This is a genomic window from Mucilaginibacter sp. L196 (genome assembly GCF_009765905.1).
Taxonomy (GTDB): Bacteria; Bacteroidota; Bacteroidia; order Sphingobacteriales; family Sphingobacteriaceae; genus Mucilaginibacter.
Map to the genome: position 1 here is coordinate 70,842 of NZ_LMUO01000009.1, position 19,730 is coordinate 90,571.

Sequence of the window (19,730 nt, forward strand, 5' to 3'; positions counted from 1 at the left end):
CACATGTGTTTCGTAAATGTTATTAAGTTATACGCAAATGCAATCAAAAAGGGTGTTAGTGAAAAAAAATAATATTTTTGCATTTTTAAAAACATATCAGTGTCAAATCATAAAGATCTACAAAAATTAACTTTCGGGGGCTTATTAATTAGTTTAGGAATAATTTATGGCGATATAGGGACTTCACCTTTATATGTTTTTAAGGCTATTGTTGGTCACCAAACTATTACGGATACGCTGGCACTGGGTGGTGTTTCCCTTATCATTTGGACGTTAACCCTCCAAACCACCTTAAAATATGTTGTAATAACCTTACAGGCGGATAATAAAGGCGAAGGTGGCATATTCTCTTTGTTTTCCCTGGTTAGGCGGAGGGCGCGATGGCTGGTAATACCGGCAGTAGTTGGCGGCTGCGCGCTTTTGGCCGATGGGATCATTACACCGCCAATCTCCATCTCATCAGCAATTGAAGGGTTAAAGCCCATTTACCCGCATATACCTACCATGTCAATTGTTATTGTAATAATTACCGCGTTGTTTTTTATACAGCAGTTTGGTACATCGCTGGTAGGTAAGGCTTTCGGGCCAATTATGTTTATCTGGTTTAGTATGATGGGCGTTTTAGGCCTGGCATTTATTATACAGGATCCTACAGTGTTTAAAGCGTTGAATCCATATTATGGCATCAAGCTATTAGTTACTGACCCTCATGCATTCATCATTTTAGGGGCGGTTTTCCTGTGTACAACAGGTGCCGAGGCTTTATATTCTGATTTAGGCCATTGCGGGCGATCAAATATCCGAATCAGTTGGATTTACGTAAAAACCTGCCTTATATTAAATTATTTAGGCCAAACCGTATGGCTGATGCAGCACAACGGTAAAGTAATTGATATGGATAAGTTTAATCCATTTTACGCCATTATGCCGCAATGGTTCCTGATATTCGGTATTGGTATTGCCACCGTTGCTACTATTATTGCCAGCCAGGCGTTAATATCCGGCTCATTTACGCTGATAGCCGAAGCTGTAAGGCTTAATTTATGGCCAAAGGTGAAGATAAATTATCCATCGGAACAAAAAGGCCAGTTATATGTGCCGAGCGTTAACTGGTTGCTTTGTGCCGGTTGTATTGGTGTGGTATTGCTATTCAAAACATCTGATGCCATGACCGCCGCTTACGGTTTAAGTATTACCGTAGCCATGTTGATGACTACCATATTAGTATCTAAGTTTCTTAAAAAGAAAAAGTATCCGGATTATATTATCACTATTTTCCTTGTTGTTTACCTGATTATCGAAACTACATTCTTATCAGGTAACCTGGTTAAATTTATCCATGGCGGCTGGTTTACGCTGAGTGTTGGTACAGTGCTTTTCTCGGTAATGTGGACATGGCATACCGCGCGCAAGATCCGTAACCGTTACGTTAAGTTTATTGAGATAGAAGATTATTTCAGTATTATAAAAGAATTAAGCGATGATGAAAGCGTACCTAAATACGCATCGCAGCTGGTTTATTTAACCAGCGCTAACTTTGATTCGGAAATTGAATCGAAGATCATCTACTCCATCCTCCAAAAACAACCCAAACGTGCCGATGTTTATTGGCTGGTACACGTTGATGTGGTTGATGAACCTTATAAACGCGAGTATGAGGTTGATTTTTTAGTGCCGAATAAGCTGATCCGGATCGACTTTAAACTTGGGTTTAGGGTTGAGCAGCAAATAAACCTGCTATTTAGGAAAGTGGTTGAAGAATTGGTGAAAAATGGCGAGGTTGATATTACCAGCAAATACACATCCCTTAACAAACATAAAATAGTTGGCGATTTTCGTTTTGTGGTGATCGAAAAAGTGATCTCCAGATCGCATAACCTGTCGCTTTACGAACGTTTCATTATGGCCTATTATGTATACCTCAAAAAGGTCAGTTTATCTGAAGAACGTGGCTTCGGTTTGGATTTAAGCTTTGTTACTGTTGAAAAAGTACCGCTGATGCTTGCCGCTCCGGAAACCGTTGAACTTGATAGAATTAAGTAATTTAATATCGTCGGTGTTAAATTAATGTTAACAAATTCAGATTTGCTACAGATTGTAGTTGGATATTAGTAATTATAATCTATACGCTACCTTGAAAAAGATACTACTCGCCTTATTTTGTTTTGTTTCGTTTGAGGCAAGTGCCCAGGTTTCAACACCCGACACCGCCAAAAAAAATATTGCTGATACCGTTAAGAAAGATCTTTTCACAGCTCCCGATACGGTTAAGAAATTGCATAGTAATCCGCTGTCACTTATTCCGCCGGGCATAGCTATTGTATATGGCGTATCATCATTCTTTATTCACCCTATACGCCGTGTAGATTATTATGTTGAGGGAGAGATCCAGAAAACAAATCCAACCTTCAGCTCAAAAGCAGAAAGCTATTTTTTAGTAACGCCAATTGTAATGGTTTACGGTCTTGATCTGATCGGGGTTGAAGGTAAGAATACGTTTATAGACCGTACAGCATTGCTTGGCTTATCCGGCGGTATATTAGGTTTAACCGGTTATATTACCAAATATACAACCCACCGCCTTCGTCCAAATAAAAGTGATTACCTGTCTTTCCCATCCGGGCATACCTCCATAGCTTTTATGGGTGCTGAATTTTTAGCGCAGGAATACTCTGATAAATCACCGGTATATACTGTAATCGGTTATAGCGTAGCTGTTACCACTGGTATCTTCCGGCTCTATAACCGCGATCATTGGTTTAGCGATGTGGTTGCCGGTGCCGGGTTTGGTGTGTTATCAACCAAAGCTGCTTACCTGGTATACCCATACCTGCGTAATGCGCTAACACATAAAGGCAAAAATGGCAAAAGCACTATGGTTATGCCTACCTATCAAAACGGTACGCCAGGTCTTTCGTTCGCCGCGCAGTTTTAAAAATAAATAGTTTTCAAATAACGGTGTCATTTCGATAAGCAGTGCTTCTTTCCTAATGAATAAAAAATGATTTGTCATGCTGGGGTACGAAGCATCTGTACACGCGTAAACCCACTTACAGATTCTTCGCTATGCTCAGAATGACATCCTTTTTAAATCTTACGAGCACACATGCTTAAAAGGCAGCTTCTTCTCGTTCCTCGTCGAAATGACATTAGGATTTATCAGAAATACAATTACTTATATTTTATTTTGTAGATAAGGATCGCACTAGCAAAGATAAGTGTTATGGCATTAGCTACAGCCACCGGTAAGCTGGGCTCCATTATACCATAGATCAACCATAACAAAGTCCCGGCGGTAAAGAAGCAATACATGGGTAATGATATACCCGAAGTATCTTTAGTACGAATAGTTTTAACAGCCTGCGGTAAAAACGAAACCGTGGTGCCGAAGGCTGCTAAATAACCTATTATCGCTACTGTATTCATGTGGTGGGCTTACCCTTTTTTGTTACCAGGAAGTAAGATGATACGATTAGATACACTGCCAAAAAGCCTAAGCATCCTGCTACAATTCCATCTAATATTAAAACTAACGCGCTATGATCGGGCATTAAAACACTAACGGCTATAACAGATAATATACCCCCAACCAAACCAAACCATAATGACGATTTATGTGCAGGCGAAGCTGTTTTGCCTAATGAGCTGTGTGTGTAGCCATAGCTAACGTATATCACAAGGCCAATAACCAGCCATCCAAGGAAACGTATCCAGTTATCGTAACCAAGCTGTGTCATTAAATAAAAACAGCTTAAAAGTCCTAAAACAGGTATTAACGATAAGTTTTTAATAAATGCCATTACCGTAAGTGCAGCCGACAGGATAATAAACAGAAAGAACGGGAAATTCTCATGCGCGTTCTCTCCTGAAAATAAAGCGATCATCGGTTTCCAGAAAAATATAGCGCCAATAATAAATAGTACCGGGGCTATAAATTTGGCATTGATGTATGGCAGGTGGAATTTGCCTGCTACCGCGGCTTCGCGCGGGATAAGCAGTACACCGCCGCAAACCAATACGAATGCAAACAAGGTGCCTATACTGGTAAGGTCGGTTACCTCGGTAAGGTTCATAAACAACGCCGGTATCGCAACCACAAAACCGGTAACAATAGTAGCAAATGATGGTGTGTGGAATTTAGGGTGGATGCGTGAAAATACCTTTGGCAACAAACCATCACGGCTCATGCTCATCCATATACGGGGTTGCCCAAGTTGGAATATCAATAATACACTCGCGGTTGCTATAACCGCGCTAAATGAAATAACACCGCCAATACCGGGTAAATGAACTTTGTTAAATACAAATGCCAATGGGTCGCCAACGGCAAGGTCTTTGTAATTAACCATGCCGGTTAATACAAGTGCAATAAGTATATATAATACCGTACAGATAATTAATGAGTAGATCATCCCGCGAGGTAAATCCCGCTGCGGGTTTTCGCATTCCTCTGCCGTGGTAGATATGGCATCGAACCCAATATAAGCGAAGAACACACCCGAAACCCCTTTCATAACACCACTAAAACCATTCGGCATAAAAGGGTGCCAGTTGGCAGGCGTTATATAGAAAAATCCAATAGCGATAACAGCTAATACAATGGCTATTTTTAATATTACCATACCGTTGGTTGCTCTTTTAGTTTCACGTATACCAATATAAACCAGGTAGGTAATAATGATAACAATAAGCAGCGCAGGGGTATTTGCTATTAACCTAAAGCCGCCAATCCCCGGCGCGGAATCCCAGGCTAATGCACCTTCTTTAATAGCGTCGGTAATCCCTGCTAAATTATGGCTTGCCGTTAATTTTTGTATTTGCTCGTGCGCTGTAAATGCGGAAAAGTAATCCATTATCAGGTACCTTGGCATATGGATATGACAAAGCTCCAGTAAATTCACAAAATAGGTACTCCATGATATAGCTACCGCTATGTTACCAATGGCATATTCCATTAACAGATCCCAACCGATGATCCAGGCGATCAATTCGCCAAAAGAAGCATAAGCGTAAGTATAAGCGCTGCCCGCAACCGGTATTCTCGATGCGAATTCGGCATAGCAAAGTGCTGAAAACCCGCAGGTAACGGCTGTAATCACAAATAATATGGTAACACCTGGCCCACCCTGAAAGGAGGCTTCGCCAATGGTTGAGAAAATACCCGCGCCTACTACGGCCGCTATACCCATCAGGGTAAGGTCTTTTACGTTAAGTGCTCTGGTAAGGTGATTGCCTGAATGTTCGCTGTCGCTAAGGCCGCTGGCCACATCGGCCATGATTTTATTGATAGATTTTTTACGGAATATACTATTCGACATAAATTAAATATGGGGTCGGTCAATGGATTCAAACATAATCATTTTTTTGCAGGCAATAAGTATATGCTTAATTTGCACCCATGAATATAAGCATAAAAGATGTATTGTTTAAAATAAGGGTGTTTTTTGTTCCTTATTTGCTAGTGTTAATGCTGTGTTTGTTAATAAAGATCCTGTTTTCGCGCGAGCAAATATACTTTGCGGTGAATAGCCGTAATTTTCCTTTAGGCGATTTTATCGCGCCATATTTAACAGACCTGGGTAACTTTTGGACGGTAGTAGTTTTATCGCTGATATTAGTAATGTTTAGCTACGCGAGGGCTTTTATGTTGATATTAATAAATGCGGTAACAGCAATTGTTGCTCAAATAGTAAAGCATATTTTTGATTCTCCACGGCCGACATTATATTTCCAGAACCAATTGGCACATATTCATTTTGTAAAAGGGGTTGAAATGTTGAGGTTGCATAGTTTCCCATCAGGCCATACGGTAAGCGCATTTACAACCGCGGTATTGTTCTCTTACTGGGCAAAAAATAAATTTTGGGGGTTACCGCTATTGATCTTGGCGATGTGCGTAGGTTACTCACGCATGTACTTAAGCGAACATTTTTTTGAAGATGTTACAGCAGGATCAGTAATTGGTACAATAACAACCGTGTGTTTAATAACGTGGCTGGCTAATGTGCAGTTTTTAAGATCAGCTAAATGGAATAGGGGATTGATAAATAAAGGTTAATCTATATAAGTAGACTTACGAAGTTTTCAAAACTAAGTCTTAAAATTTTTTGTCATTCTGAGGAACGAAGAATCTTCTTCGATATGCATAGCGAACTATGTATGCTGCAGAAGATTCTTCGTTCCTCAGAATGACAAAAAGGGGAGTAGATCGTTAATCAGTTATATCCTCATCATCATACTTCTTTTTGCGGCTAATGGCCATATATATGGTAACCACCATAATTATGGTGCCGCCAATATAGATTAGAACTTGTGATATTCCGAATGATCCCATTATAATTATACTACCTAATAAAGTGAAATTATGTTTTAATCTATTTAGCCAAAGATTAATACACCTCCCCCGATGGGGAGGTGTATTAATCTATAATTTATCCATTTCGCCTTTTACAAACTCAGCCAGTTCTTTAACATAGCTTGCGCTGAAATCAAATTTGATACCCGCGGTTTCGTAAATTTCTTTAATGGTTTTGGTATAACCTAATTTTAAGGCATCCATATATTGTTGTAAACCTTTTTCAGGGTTTTCCTTGTAGTTTTTCCAAACCGCGATAGCGCCTAATTGAGCCATGCCGTACTCGATGTAATAAAACGGCACCTCGAAAATATGCAGTTGTTTTTGCCAAAGATTAGCTTCAGCTTCTTCTAAACCGCTCCAATCTGCAAAGCCTGCGCCGAATGGCTCATAAATCTGTATCCAAGCTTCGGTACGTTCAGCATCAGTATGGCCCGGGTTGGTATATATCCAATGTTGAAACTGATCAACCACGGCTACCCATGGCAATGTTTTTAATACATCAAAAAGTTGATCGCGTTTGGCGCGTTTTAAATCTTCTTCGTTATCGAAATAAACATTCCAGTTATCCATCGAGATCAGCTCCATGCTCATGGACGCTAATTCCGCTACTTCGGATGGGCAATGTTTAAAATCGTTCAGTTCAAGATCAGCAGTTAAAAAGGTATGAACCGCGTGGCCACCTTCGTGAACCATCGTAGTCAGATCACGGAAAGTATTAGCTGAGTTCATGAAAATGAAAGGAGCGCCAGTTTCAGACAATGGGTAATTATAACCACCCGGAGCTTTGCCTTTGCGACTCTCCACATCAAACAAGCCGTTATCTTTCATGATTTCCAGGCGCTCGCCTAAATAGCTGTTGATATTCCGGAAACATTGGATTGATTTCTCGATCAGCTCTGCTCCACCATCAAAAGGTTTTAAAGCAGGTTTGCCCGATACGTCAACATCCATATCCCACGGCCTTAACGAATCTAAACTTAAAGCGGCTTTACGTTTGTTGGCTTGCTCTCTTAATATCGGTACAATTTCTTTTTCAATCGCTTCGTGAAAAGCATAGCAATCCTGCGGGGTATAATCAAACCTGCCCAAAGCCTGGAACATGTAATCCCTGAAATTTTCAAAACCTGCATTCAAGGCCACTTTATGTCTTAACTCGCGCAGGTGATCAAATAACTCATTCAACTTATCTTTATCCTGCAAGCGACGAAAAGTTATCTTTTCCCAAACTTCCTGTCTTTTAGCACGATCGGTGCCTTTTAAAAATACGGCAGCCTGCTCTAAAGTATATTCCTTATCGTCAATATGTACCGATAGCGCACCGCTGATGCCCTGGTATTTCTGTTGTTCAACCTGAATCTCCGTTTGAATAGGGATATTTTCTTCCCTGAATAGTTCTAACGATTTTTTTACGCCACGCAGGTAGATGAAGAATTTTTCTTTGTCAAGCGCATCAAGATATTGACTGCTAACCAACTTTTTATTCAGATCATTACTATAAGGCGCAATCTTTGGCTCGATCTCGGTAGCGAAATATTGGAATTTTCCCAGCAGTTCTTCGTTAGTGGTATCGCAAGTCATGCGGATGTAGCGCCAGGCAAAATCTTCTTCAATAGCAGCTTCTAACTCGCTGCGGTCTTTTAACCAATTTTCTAATTCTTCAGCAGAATCAATAAGGCGATCGCAAAGTTCTTTAAAAAGTGGTTCTAGTGCTTCCCAGTTCATTTCAAGGTCGGCAGGTATATATGTTCTTGTTTTTTTGTGGATCATGGTTTTATAATGTGCAGATATGCTTATGTGCAAATATGCGGATTAGTGCGGAGGTAGAAAAGCCGCTCACCACGAAAAAATAAGATTTTACATTGCTATTGAATGTGTTGAACTATGCTTTATACAAAGTTTGCGACATGTGCTTGATGCCATCCTCATAGCTGGTCGGTTTAAAATTAAACGCCTTTTCAAACTTAGCCGAATTGAAATCATAATCATGATCATACTGATAATACATCTCTACAACACCAGCAACAAGCTTATTAAACAACCCGAATATCCACAGCATAAACTTATTAATCCGCATAAATTTTGGTTTTACATGGTAGATGTTTGCAGCCAGCTCAATAAATTCTTTCCCGGTAAGTGTCTTAGCGGTAGGGGCGTGCCATATCTGGTTATCGCTTTGCGGATTCTGACCTAACAGGTACATCGCTTTGCCAGCATCAGGAATGTAAGTAAAGTTGTGTTTAACTTTAGGGTCGCCTACCCATTGGGCGCTTTGCTTTTGGGCATATTTATCCAGTACCATCATATCAAAAGAACTATTTTTAGAGTCGGTGCCGTAAAAATCCGCAGCGCGCAAAATGCTGGCTTGTATTTTCCCTGCTTTAACTTCAGCCATTAATTGGTCGGCGATTTTCACACGCACTTTACCTTTTTCACTGACAGGATTGTACGGTGTTTCCTCGGTCATTGGGCCATCAACCAGGCCGTACATATAAACGTTATCAAAAAATATCAGCCTTGCATTTGCTGCTTTTGTTGCATTGATAACATTTTGCATAATAATAGGCCATTGCTGCTGCCATATTTTGGCGTCGTAAACCAATCCCGCGCATAAATAAATTACAGTTGATCCTTTGGTTGCTTCCAATACCTCGTTGTAATTTAACAGGTCAGCTTTTTGCCAGCTGATGTTTTTGCCTGTTGGATTAATTGGCTTGCGACTAACCAGTCTGATAGTTTCGTTATGGTTTAATAACTCTTGTGTAAGTGCGTTTGCTACCGGTCCGCCGGCTCCTAATATAGTGTGCATGATTTCTTCGTTTTTGTTATAACAAAGTTATCGTGTGATTGATAGTCAAAACGTTAACAAAAGATAAGAAATTGAGTGTGATGCTATTTTACCACCGGTTCCATAATGCGCTTACGGATACGCGATAAAGAAACCGGGGTAATACCCAAGAAATGCGCGATATAGTGTTGCGGCATCCGCTGTAAAATATCCCTGCCTGTTTGTAATAGCTGCAAATAACGTTCTTCGGGAGATTGGGTGATGAACGATGCTACCCTGTCCTCATAACAGCATAAATAATGCTCGGCTACTAACCTGCCGAAACGTTCCATTTTATGTGCTAAAATAGGATTGGCCAACATTTTTTGGAATGCATCGTAACTAATGTTGATCAGCCGGGTTTCTTCCAATGCCTGTATGTAAGTTATGGTGGGTGTTCGGGTCAGGAAGCTTTTATAGGAGCTTGTAAACTCTTGTTCGAAACTAAAGTAGCTGGTGATATCCTCGCCATTAATGATGTGATAATAGCGAACTGACCCCGAAACTAAAAAACCAAACTTATCGCAAACGGTATCGGCCGTAGCAAAATGTTGTTTCTTTTTGAGCTTGGTAAAGGTTACGTGCTGGGTGAATGTTTCCCATTCTTCTGTACTGAAGGTTACATATCTTTCAAGGTATGTCTTGTATATTATAAGTGCAGTGGCAGCATCCATATACAAATATGCTGATTTTATTGCATCTCTGCATATTTCCTGATTACCCGCCAGGTACTTGCATCCGTATCAAATACAGAGTTTAAACCCTGTTCTTCACCACCTGGGTCACCCATAAATTCATCGCCATCTTTCCAGAATATTTGTCCGGGTTTAGGTCGTGCAATACCACCGAAAGCCCAAAAGTTAGCGCCAGCAATTATTGGGTGCTGTATCATCTGCCCGAATATAAAATCGTAGAAATTATCCCGGTTATAAGTTGTTGAGCTGATGCTGAATGATTGGCTATCTCTCGGCAAGCCAAATTCTTCAATTACTAAAGGTTTATTTAATTCTTTAGCGATCTCCACATGTCGGTTTATATAATTGGTGGCATTGGTAATGGTGTTCGCATAACCGGCAACAATAGAAGTATCCTTAAACCAACCCCAGTTCTTCGGCCAGATGTGAATGGTGAGATAATCAATATTTTTATCGGCGTGAATGGTTTTAAAAACGGATATATCATTATCCGAAGCAATATCGCCTTCGCTGCCAGTGGTAAGCAGATGGTTTTTATCAATTGATTTAATCAATGTTGATACATGCTGCATCCAGGTTTCAAAAGCAGGAGTAGCCGATTGCTCCATGGCACGTGGCTCGTTGATGATTTCCCATGCCATGATTGCCGGATCATTTATATATTTTTTGCCGTTGATGCTGTTGGTGCGATGCAAAATGTATTTGATGTAAGCATCCAGCTCATCCATACATTTTTGGCAAGCGTAAAACTGACTGGTATAATGCTGGTTTTCGTTCCAGGTATAGCCGCCATATTTTGAGCGAGGCTGCGTGCCATAACCGTTCCATTCTAAATACTGACCTAAGCCACCGCTCCAATCCCATGTATTGGTAAAGTGTAAAACGGCTTTCATATTGCGTTTGCCTAATTCATTCAGCAAATAATCAAGGCCGTAAGCTATCTTCTCATTAAACTTTCCCGGTTCAGGTTGTAATGATTTTTCACTTGGCGTGCGGTAAGGGTAGGTGGTTAAACCTTCGGCACCAACCATAATACGTAAGTTGGTTACGCTGTTCTTTTTCAGAAAATCAAGTTCGGTTTTAAGGCGGGTTTTACCTTTTTCGCCGTTGGTAGCCAACAGGCCGCCATACCAATAATTTGCGCCGATGTAACGGTAGGCTTTGCTATCGATAGTAAATTGTGTTCCCTCAACCCTAACAAAACCACTTTGGGCAAAACAGGTTATGGATGCAGTTAGTAATAAAAATGTAAACAGGAGCTTTTGTGTATTCACCGGGTTATAAATTGGTGTATAAAATTACAGAAAGGCAGCCATGCCGATTAATACTGTTTTAACAATCTATGGCTATAAACAAGCATAAATGGGGGCCGATCTAAGTAAATCATAAATAAATAATCTTTGGAACAATAGGAGCATCGTTTGGTTTAAGTAATAGTCAAAACTATTTAATCATGGATGCAAATAAAGATAAATATAAAGCTGTACGTTATGAGCACTTCGGCCATGTTGATGTGTTACATATTGTTGAATTACCGAAACCTGCTGCAAATAAAGGAGAGGTTTTAATACGGGTAAAGGCTGCTGGAATAAACCCCGGTGAAGCGTCAATCAGAGAAGGGTTTCTGGAGAAACAATTTCCTTCAACCTTCCCGTCCGGACAAGGCACTGATTTTGCTGGTGTAATAGAAAGCGTTGGGGCGGATATAACCGCTTTTAAACCGGGTGACAAAGTTATAGGCTTCAGCAACAATCGTAACAGCCAGGCAGAATATGTTGTGGTAAAGCCAGATCAATTAGTATCAAAACCGCCAAAGGTTTCATGGGAGCAGGCTGGCGGATTGTTTGTGGCAGGCACTACAGCTTATGCCGCGGTAAGGGCAGTTGGGCTGAAAGAAGGAGATATTGTAATCGTATCGGGTGCTGCAGGTGGAGTGGGATCTCTTGCAGTTCAAATAGCTAAAAAACGCGGTGCCAAAGTTATTGGTATTGCCAGTGCACCTAATCATCATTGGTTAAAAAAACATGATGTTATTCCTGTTAGTTATGATGGAAATATCGAAGAAAGTTTAAAAATAGCCCTTAGCGGATCAAAAGCCGATGCATTTATCGATACCTCCGGGAAAGGTTACGTAGAATTAGCCATAAAGCTGGGTATCTCTGTTGACAGGATCAATACTATTATTGATTTTGCAGCGGTTGAAAAATATAAGATAAAAGCCGAGGGTAGTGCAGCGGCATCAACGGCTCAGGTATTAGGTGAACTTGCACAAATGGTAAATGATGGTGGCTTGGAAATACCTATTGCAAAAACATATCCGCTAAGCCTGGTTAAGGATGCTTATATAGAGTTGGAGAAGCATCATACACATGGTAAAATTGTGTTGATTCCGTAAGCTCAAGAAATAATATAGAATAATTTAATGGGTAATAGTTGTTTGTAAGGACACAAACAACGGAGTAAATAAGAGAAATCCCAGTTTGATAAAGCAAAAAGACCTTTCGGATATACAGAAAGGTCTTTTTATTTCCATTGCTTGTGTCCTCACAAGCAATTTGATTATAACTTACCGATAACCTGTACTAAGTCGATCAGTTTGTTTGAATAACCCCACTCGTTATCGTACCAAGATACCACTTTAACAAAGTGATCATTTAAAGCGATACCAGCTTTTGCATCAAATATTGATGTGCGTGCATCACCTTTAAAATCTTCAGATACTACGTCATCTTCGGTATAACCTAAAATTCCTTTTAGTTCACCTTCTGAAGCAACTTTCATAGCAGTTTTGATTTGTTCGTATGTAGCGCCTTTAACCAATTTAACAGTTAAATCAACTACTGATACGTCGGCAACCGGTACACGGAATGACATACCTGTTAATTTACCTTTCAACTCAGGGATAACTAAAGTTACTGCTTTAGCTGCACCAGTTGATGAAGGGATGATGTTTTGGTAAGCGCCGCGGCCACCTCTCCAATCTTTAGCTGATGGGCTATCAACAGTTTTTTGAGTTGCAGTTACAGCGTGTACTGTGCTCATTAAACCTTCTTCGATACCGAAAGCATCATTTAATACTTTAGCGATAGGTGCAAGGCAGTTAGTAGTACATGAAGCGTTTGAAACGATAGTTTGCTCAGCTTTTAATAATTTATGATTTACACCCATTACAAAAGTAGGGGTATCATCCTTTGCAGGCGCACTCATTACTACTTTTTTAGCACCTGCGTCAATATGTTTTTGAGCAGTTTCCTGAGTTAAGAATAAACCTGTTGATTCGATGATCACTTCAGCACCTACTTCATTCCATTTAAGGTTAGCAGGGTCTCTTTCGGCAGTAACACGTATGGTTTTACCGTTTACCACTAAGTGGCCGCCTTCAACAGCAATAGTTCCTTTGAACTGACCGTGAGTTGAATCGTATTTTAACATGTAAGCCATGTAATCCGGCTCAACAAGGTCATTGATACCAACAACTTCAATGTCTGATCTTTCTATTGCAGCTCTGAAAGCTAAACGACCGATACGGCCAAAGCCGTTAATTCCTATTTTCATGATTTTTTAATTTTTGTTAGAATAGTACGTTAGTAAATTATTTATAGGTTCTTTAATTATGTTTCCGATGGTTAATTTTGATTCGGTGGCAACCTCTATAAGGTGATCCTGAAAGTTGGCTGCAACTGAGCCTGCAAAGTGAACAGCAGCTTCGGGATATTGCTTATGTAAAGGTAACAAATATGTGTTTATTAGCTTGCTAAATCCTTTTTTTATTACATTTTGTAGATAAACATCTTCCCGGTTCTCCAGGTAAAAATCGTTGAACGAACTCAGGAATAAAGCCGGTTGCTTTTGGCGATAAACCTTCTCTAAAAGATTACTGCGATCAGCATCATACTTATGTACAAACTTTTTGCGGAGTGGCACAGGCAGCGTTTCGTTCATAAAACCTTTTATAAGTTCCCGGCCTAACCAGTTGCCCGATCCTTCATCAGCCAGGATATAACCCAAACCATAGTTGTTTGGCTTAACCTTGCGGCCATCATACCACGCCGCGTTTGATCCGCTGCCGCAAATGCTTACAATGCCTGGCGTATTTTTGCAGCAGGCAATAGCGGCAGCCATAATATCGTGATCAACAATAACTTTTCCGTTTCTAAAAAAGTTTGAAAGTGCATTTTGGATCACCTGTTTCAAATCAGCAGTTGAAGCGCCCGCGCCAAAAAAATAAATGCGTTTTATTTCTTCAGCATGATGGATGAGGTTGATGTTTTTATTAAGCAGTTGTACGATGAATTTTTCATCATTAAAATAGGGATTGATGCCATTGGTTTTAAAGGAAGCAATAGTTCTGCCTTTATCAGCCAAACGCCAATGCGCGTAGTGCGATCCGCTATATACAACTGCAATCATTTATATCGATAATATATCGGCCATTAGTAGCAGGTCCGATTCCAGCCTGAATTCCTGCTGGTTCAATGCTTTTTCTAAACTGGTTAGTACTATGTGGTTGGCCTCTAAACCCACCATTTTTTGTGTTTCGCCCGCAATTAAGGCATTTACCGCCGCAAAACCAAGTCTGCTACCCAAAATACGGTCGAAGCTTGATGGGCTGCCACCGCGTTGCAGGTGGCCTAATATGGTAACTTTAATATCGTAATGTTTTACTTCTTGTTCAACACGTTTGGCAATATCATAAACACCACCATTTTTATCGCCTTCAGCAACAATCACAATACTTGATGATTTTTTGTTAAGGTGCCCTGTTTTTAAACCGTCAATCAACTCGCTGATTGCAGTTTCTTTCTCCGGCAGTAAAATAGCTTCCGCTCCGCAGGAAATGCCCGCACGTAGCGCTATCGCGCCTGAATCACGCCCCATCACTTCGATAAAGAATAAACGATCATGCGCATCGGCAGTATCGCGTATTTTATCTATCGCCTCGATAACGGTATTGGTAGCGGTATCAAAACCAAGGGTGTAGGTTGTGCCACACAAATCGTTATCAATAGTACCGGGAACACCCATTACGGCTATGTCAGGATATTTCCTTGAGAAGCGCAAGGCTCCGGTAAAAGTTCCATCGCCGCCAATAACAACTATAGCGTCAATTCCCTGGGCTTTTATATTTTGATAGGCAGTTTCCATACCTTCATCGGTACGGAACTCTAAACAGCGGGCTGTTTTTAATATGGTACCGCCCAGGCTAAGTATATTACTTACTGATCGTGGAGCCATATCGTACATATCGTTTTCAATAAGTCCTTTATAACCCTGCCTTACCCCAACAACCTCAAGATTGTTATATATGGCTGTTCTTACTACTGCTCGTATACAAGGGTTCATGCCGGGGGCGTCGCCGCCGGAAGTGAGAACCGCAAGTTTTGAAATTTTATGCATCTTTACAAAACCAATTATAAAGACGAAGATAGTGTGTATAAATTACACAATTAAATTTTATTTTATTTTTGGATTAGAAAATATCCCTATATATTTAATTTTATTTAAAAATTTACAGCTTTTGGACTTACAACTTCCTCATTTCGACTCCGTATTTTCTATTGATTGCGTGATTTTTGGTTTTGATGCCGGAGTGCTTAAGGTTTTATTGATTGAGCGTAACGAAGAACCTTTTAAAGATAGTTATGCATTGCCAGGCTATATTGTTGAGCACGATGAAAGCATTGACGATGCCGCGGAGCGCATATTATATGAGCTTACCGGGCTTCGCGACATATCTATAAGGCAATTTCACACTTTTGGCGATGTTAACCGCCATCCGCAGGGTAGGGTGGTTTCTATCGGCTATTTCGCATTGATACGTATCATCGGCCAAAAAGAATTAAACCCGATAACCCAGGTTGCCAGCAAAGCATTCTGGCATCCGGTAAACGAATTGCCTAAACTGGCATTCGATCATACCGTAATATTTAATAGGGCGTTTAAAAAAATACGCGCCAAATTAAATTACGAGCCAATAGCTTTTGAGCTATTGCCTGAGAAATTTACGCTTACCCAGCTGCAACTATTGTATGAGGCGGTGCTGGATAAAAAGCTCGACAAGCGAAACTTCCGTAAAAAGATGTTGAGCTATGGCTTTTTAAAGGAGCTGGCCGAGAAACAAAAAGGCGTATCATACCGTGCAGCCAAGTTGTATAAATTCGACAGGCGCAAGTATGCTAAGATATTTCAGAATGAAATAGCGAGTTAGAGATTAGAGACTGGAGGTTAGAGATTAGGCATTGGATGTTCAACTTTTATAAAAACAAAAAAGAGCGATGAATTTATTCATCGCTCTTTTCATGAAAACTAATCTCCAGTCTCTAATCTCTGGTTAACTAACTACGAATGCGACGGAGCAAGTTCTAAGTGATATTTAACCAGATCATCTATAGGTGAGCGGATGATGCGGCCTACGACCATACCGTTTTCGGTAGCAACTTCTTCCAGCACATTGCGGAAATTGTAGCCCACAGAACCGATACAGTTAAAAGTATATTTTTGATAATCAGGGTAATGTGTTACCAGGTTGCGGAAGAAATCTTCGAACGATGTACGAACGATGTTTCTTGAATATTCGATGTTTACAATGTTATCATAAACAAACTTGCTGAAGCTTGCGCAAAAACGATTTGCACGTGGCTGGGTATAAACACGCTCGTTTATATCATCAGGTGTAAGCTGAAAAGTATCCCAAAAGTTTTTACGAACAGCCTCAGGCATATAACCACGGATATAATCGGTTAATAATTTTTTACCGATATAGCAGCCGCTTCCTTCATCACCTAAAATATAAGCACCCGAATCAATATTGCTGGCTACATCTTTTCCATCATAAATACAAGTGTTGGTACCTGTACCTAAAATAGCGGCAAAACCTTCGGTATTACCTAATAATGCTCTTGCGGCAGCAAGTAAATCATGCCCTACATTAATTTTCGAGTAGGTGAAAACAGCCTGCATTGCATTTTCAACAATCTGGCGCTTATCAGCAGTTGAACATCCGGCGCCGTAATAATTCACTTCTGTTATGGCGGTTAAATCCAGATCTGTAGGTAAGTTTTCCTTTAACGACTGGATAATATATTCTTCGTCTGAGAAATATGGGTTATAACCCTCTGTATTAAAATAAACTTTTTTCCCCTCCTCGGTAACTAAACACCAATTTGTTTTAGTTGAGCCACCGTCAGCAATTATGATCATAAATTATGTTTTTAAAAAAATCGGTTAAAAGTATGATTTACTTATTGTAAAAAGAACACTTTGTATTATTAAAATTAAAAATTGGAGCTAAAAAAATATTCGTAATAGGTATCAGCAATAAAATTGTTACTTAAAACAACAATATCGCTATTAAAAACAAACATCAATTTGCAAAATCGATTTTCAGATAGCTCACAATTGGTTTTACTAGTACAGGTCAGTTTTTATTAAAATACAATTATATGTATTTGGCTTGATATTTTTAGCCTAAGCAAACGGAAATTGTTTAGTTATGACAAAATATAATATCAGTTGTTTGGGTTGAATGGAATAAATTATCAATTGGTTTATTATTCATCAGAATGCTTTGATATTTATTTTAGCACTGTGTTTGCAGTAGGGTATTTGTAGGGCCTGTTAAAAATGGTTTCGGTTATATAAGCCCCTATATTTACTTCCATAAACCATTACCTGTAATTATGTTGTCACCTAAAAAAATAAGTAGATTATTAGTAAGCCTTTGCCTGTTATTAGTTGCGTTTACAAGCGCTAAAGCACAGGGCAAAAAGCCAAAGTTTAATGTAATAGCCTTTTATACTGGCAAAAATGATCTGGCGCACATCAGTTTTGTGCACGAGGCTAACAAGTGGTTCCCAAAGATGGCGAAGAAGTACAATTTCGCCTACGATTCCACCTCAAACTGGAGTAATATGAATGCCGAATTCCTTTCACATTACCAGGCAGTAATATTTTTAGACACCCGCCCCGAAGACCCGGCAGCACGCGCAGCATTCCAAAAATATATGGAAAACGGCGGCGGTTGGATAGGGTTTCACTTCTCGGCATTCGCGCTAACCCCGTCTGATGTACCAGCGAATTGGGATTGGTACCATAACGTATTTTTAGGTTCGGGGCAGTATGTAAGTAATACCTGGCACCCTACATCAGCATTTTTAAGGGTCGAAGATCCGCATCATCCGGTTACTAAGGGCCTGCCAACACTATGGAAATCACAGCCCAACGAATGGTATCGCTGGGAAAAAGACCTGCGTACTAATCCTGATATTACTATACTGCTATCTATTGATTCAACTAGTTTCCCGCTGGGCACAGGCCCCAAACAAAGCGAAATATGGCATAGTGGATATTATCCGGTTGTATGGTCCAATAAAAACTACAAGATGGTATACATGAATATGGGCCATAACGATATGGACTACGACCACCATACCAATAAAGAATTATCGCATACTTTAGATAATACAATAGAAGATAAACTCATTATAAATACTTTGTTTTGGGTAGCCGAAGGTGAAAAGATAGGTAAGTAGTTTATAACCCGTTAATTAACAACTTGTATTTAAAATTTAGTTTTTTGCAAGAAATTTGCATCTTTGCAGCAGCAAGCATTGCGGGGTCCTATAGCTCAGCTGGATAGAGCAACAGATTTCTAATCTGTAGGTCTCTGGTTCGAATCCAGATGGGATCACCACTTAAATCAAAAGCCTCAAATTTAACACTTGAGGCTTTTTTATTTACTGTACCACGAAACAAGTGAAACACCTGGTACACTTTTAGCCCCAAAAACGCCCGAAATCCTCCTGAAAACGCCATTATTACATCACTTTTTCAGTGATTTTTGATGTGAAAACACCTGTTTTATGGTAAAAAACAATTAAAAATCATTGATTTTTGATCATTTTTTGCCCGTTTTTGATGTAAAATGAAGTGTTTCTACAGCTTTTTGTGCGGAAAATGAAACAGATATCCGCGATATTTTAACAAATTTAACTACTTTACATAAATCATGGTAGCACCTAAATCAGGAGATTTTACATTATTGCTCCAAGTATATCGGTTGGGGCTGGTGCGCTGGCTGGTTAGCCGGGATGAAGTTATTGCCTGGGCTGATGATATTATAAAAAGCACCGACGACCCCGATTATTTTTTTATCGAGCTATCGTTAAGCAGCACTATGAACGAGCTGATAGAAATATTAGACCGCAACATCCCCCTTCAGGAAAGTTATATACCTGCCCGGGTAATACTGGGCCTTATATATCAGCTGTTGTTTTATGGTGAGATAAGGTTTCAGGATGCGTCAAAATTAGTTTACACCTTACAAAACCAACCCTTAACATCATTTGAACATGACAATTTTTATGTATACGAAGATGATTACCCATATTACAACCGTAGCGAGGATGAACGGGAAAAAGATCTGCACGCTTTTTTAAATACTTACCGGGCTTTCAACCTGCACAACCATTGGCAATGGCCGCAAATAAACATACGGGTTGAAGAAATAATAAAACAAAAAGAAGCTGATGTAAAAATGATCAACAAAGCCTATAATAAGGCGTGGCAAAAAAAACGAAAGAAACAAAAGCTAAAGAAACAAATATTACGCGGCATAGGTATAGCAGGCGTATTCTTATATATATGTTCCGCTATCATCTTGTTATGGCAAAACGGTGGCAAAAACATAGGTAGCAGCTTTTCCATTTTAGGTATTTTAATCTTTACAATAATAATGCGATGGTACGGGGGCAGAAAGGCAAAGAAACAGCCCATGCGTGTAAAATAGTTGCGCGGTAATGTTAGGCATTTGCCCTATTGCTGGCGTATGCATGCCGTATGTGCTTTATAAACT

At 39.8% G+C, this 19,730-nt stretch carries 18 protein-coding genes and 1 tRNA gene; 8 read left to right on the forward strand and 11 right to left on the reverse strand.

Going from position 1 to position 19,730, the window contains the following annotated elements; all coding sequences use genetic code 11:
- The first annotated feature begins 99 nt into the window (after positions 1-99).
- Positions 100-2,043 (forward strand): KUP/HAK/KT family potassium transporter, encoded by a 1,944-nt coding sequence (locus tag GSQ74_RS03815; protein WP_158990237.1) that lies wholly within the window; start codon positions 100-102, stop codon positions 2,041-2,043.
- A 91-nt stretch (positions 2,044-2,134) separates the two neighbouring features.
- Positions 2,135-2,935 carry a phosphatase PAP2 family protein gene (locus GSQ74_RS03820; RefSeq protein ID WP_158990239.1) on the forward strand — a complete coding sequence of 267 codons (801 nt, stop codon included), beginning with the start codon at positions 2,135-2,137 and terminating at the stop codon, positions 2,933-2,935.
- Between the two features lie 236 nt (positions 2,936-3,171).
- Here the strand turns inward: GSQ74_RS03820 and GSQ74_RS03825 are convergent, their stop codons facing one another.
- Entirely contained in the window at positions 3,172-3,426 is a 255-nt protein-coding gene (locus GSQ74_RS03825) for a SemiSWEET transporter (protein ID WP_158990241.1), read from the reverse strand.
- Complete coding sequence (locus GSQ74_RS03830; protein WP_158990243.1) at positions 3,423-5,318, reverse strand: amino acid permease; 1,896 nt, start codon at positions 5,316-5,318, stop codon at positions 3,423-3,425. Before GSQ74_RS03830 ends, GSQ74_RS03825 begins: the two co-directional genes overlap by 4 nt.
- Positions 5,319-5,398: 80 nt before the next feature.
- Here GSQ74_RS03830 and GSQ74_RS03835 point away from each other — a divergent pair, with 80 nt between their 5' ends.
- Positions 5,399-6,058, forward strand: a complete 660-nt coding sequence (locus GSQ74_RS03835) for a phosphatase PAP2 family protein (RefSeq protein WP_158990246.1) — start codon at positions 5,399-5,401, stop codon at positions 6,056-6,058.
- A 153-nt stretch (positions 6,059-6,211) separates the two neighbouring features.
- On the opposite strand, the gene GSQ74_RS22850 is transcribed toward GSQ74_RS03835, so the two are convergent.
- The 5 genes from GSQ74_RS22850 to GSQ74_RS03855 form a co-directional block, all read right to left on the reverse strand.
- Positions 6,212-6,334, reverse strand: a complete 123-nt coding sequence (locus tag GSQ74_RS22850) for a hypothetical protein (protein WP_256366256.1) — start codon at positions 6,332-6,334, stop codon at positions 6,212-6,214.
- 90 nt (positions 6,335-6,424) lie between these two features.
- Entirely contained in the window at positions 6,425-8,125 is a 1,701-nt protein-coding gene (locus tag GSQ74_RS03840; protein ID WP_158990248.1) for a M3 family oligoendopeptidase, read from the reverse strand.
- A 112-nt stretch (positions 8,126-8,237) separates the two neighbouring features.
- Positions 8,238-9,164 carry an NAD-dependent epimerase/dehydratase family protein gene (locus GSQ74_RS03845; RefSeq protein WP_158990250.1) on the reverse strand — a complete coding sequence of 309 codons (927 nt, stop codon included), beginning with the start codon at positions 9,162-9,164 and terminating at the stop codon, positions 8,238-8,240.
- 83 nt (positions 9,165-9,247) lie between these two features.
- Positions 9,248-9,856 carry a Crp/Fnr family transcriptional regulator gene (locus GSQ74_RS03850; RefSeq protein WP_158990252.1) on the reverse strand — a complete coding sequence of 203 codons (609 nt, stop codon included), beginning with the start codon at positions 9,854-9,856 and terminating at the stop codon, positions 9,248-9,250.
- A gap of 17 nt (positions 9,857-9,873) precedes the next feature.
- Positions 9,874-11,151, reverse strand: coding sequence for a cellulase family glycosylhydrolase (locus GSQ74_RS03855; RefSeq protein ID WP_158990254.1), 1,278 nt, complete (start codon positions 11,149-11,151; stop codon positions 9,874-9,876).
- Between the two features lie 179 nt (positions 11,152-11,330).
- On the opposite strand from GSQ74_RS03855, the gene GSQ74_RS03860 reads away from it, so the two are divergent.
- Positions 11,331-12,272 (forward strand): NADP-dependent oxidoreductase, encoded by a 942-nt coding sequence (locus tag GSQ74_RS03860; protein WP_158990256.1) that lies wholly within the window; start codon positions 11,331-11,333, stop codon positions 12,270-12,272.
- A 164-nt stretch (positions 12,273-12,436) separates the two neighbouring features.
- Here GSQ74_RS03860 and gap read toward each other — a convergent pair whose 3' ends face one another.
- From gap to pfkA, 3 genes are read right to left on the reverse strand one after another with little or no spacing between them, the layout of a single operon-like run.
- Positions 12,437-13,432: a type I glyceraldehyde-3-phosphate dehydrogenase gene (gap, locus tag GSQ74_RS03865; protein ID WP_158990258.1), complete on the reverse strand. Its 996-nt coding sequence runs from the start codon at positions 13,430-13,432 to the stop codon at positions 12,437-12,439.
- A gap of 6 nt (positions 13,433-13,438) precedes the next feature.
- Positions 13,439-14,287, reverse strand: coding sequence for a hypothetical protein (locus GSQ74_RS03870; protein WP_158990260.1), 849 nt, complete (start codon positions 14,285-14,287; stop codon positions 13,439-13,441).
- Positions 14,288-15,274 (reverse strand): 6-phosphofructokinase, encoded by a 987-nt coding sequence (gene pfkA, locus GSQ74_RS03875; protein WP_158990262.1) that lies wholly within the window; start codon positions 15,272-15,274, stop codon positions 14,288-14,290. It abuts the gene before it with no gap.
- A 121-nt stretch (positions 15,275-15,395) separates the two neighbouring features.
- Here pfkA and GSQ74_RS03880 point away from each other — a divergent pair, with 121 nt between their 5' ends.
- On the forward strand, positions 15,396-16,085 hold the full coding sequence (locus tag GSQ74_RS03880) for an NUDIX domain-containing protein (RefSeq protein ID WP_158990264.1): 690 nt from the start codon (positions 15,396-15,398) through the stop codon (positions 16,083-16,085).
- Between the two features lie 131 nt (positions 16,086-16,216).
- Here GSQ74_RS03880 and GSQ74_RS03885 read toward each other — a convergent pair whose 3' ends face one another.
- Complete coding sequence (locus GSQ74_RS03885; RefSeq protein ID WP_158990266.1) at positions 16,217-17,077, reverse strand: N-acetylglucosamine kinase; 861 nt, start codon at positions 17,075-17,077, stop codon at positions 16,217-16,219.
- A gap of 479 nt (positions 17,078-17,556) precedes the next feature.
- Here GSQ74_RS03885 and GSQ74_RS03890 point away from each other — a divergent pair, with 479 nt between their 5' ends.
- From GSQ74_RS03890 to GSQ74_RS03900, 3 genes are all read left to right on the forward strand, one after another.
- A complete protein-coding gene (locus tag GSQ74_RS03890; protein ID WP_158990268.1) occupies positions 17,557-18,408 on the forward strand; it encodes a ThuA domain-containing protein in 852 nt (283 codons plus the stop codon).
- An 84-nt stretch (positions 18,409-18,492) separates the two neighbouring features.
- A tRNA-Arg gene (locus GSQ74_RS03895) sits at positions 18,493-18,569 on the forward strand.
- Positions 18,570-18,884: 315 nt separating this feature from the next.
- A complete protein-coding gene (locus GSQ74_RS03900) occupies positions 18,885-19,664 on the forward strand; it encodes a hypothetical protein (protein ID WP_158990270.1) in 780 nt (259 codons plus the stop codon).
- The last annotated feature ends 66 nt before the right edge of the window (positions 19,665-19,730 follow it).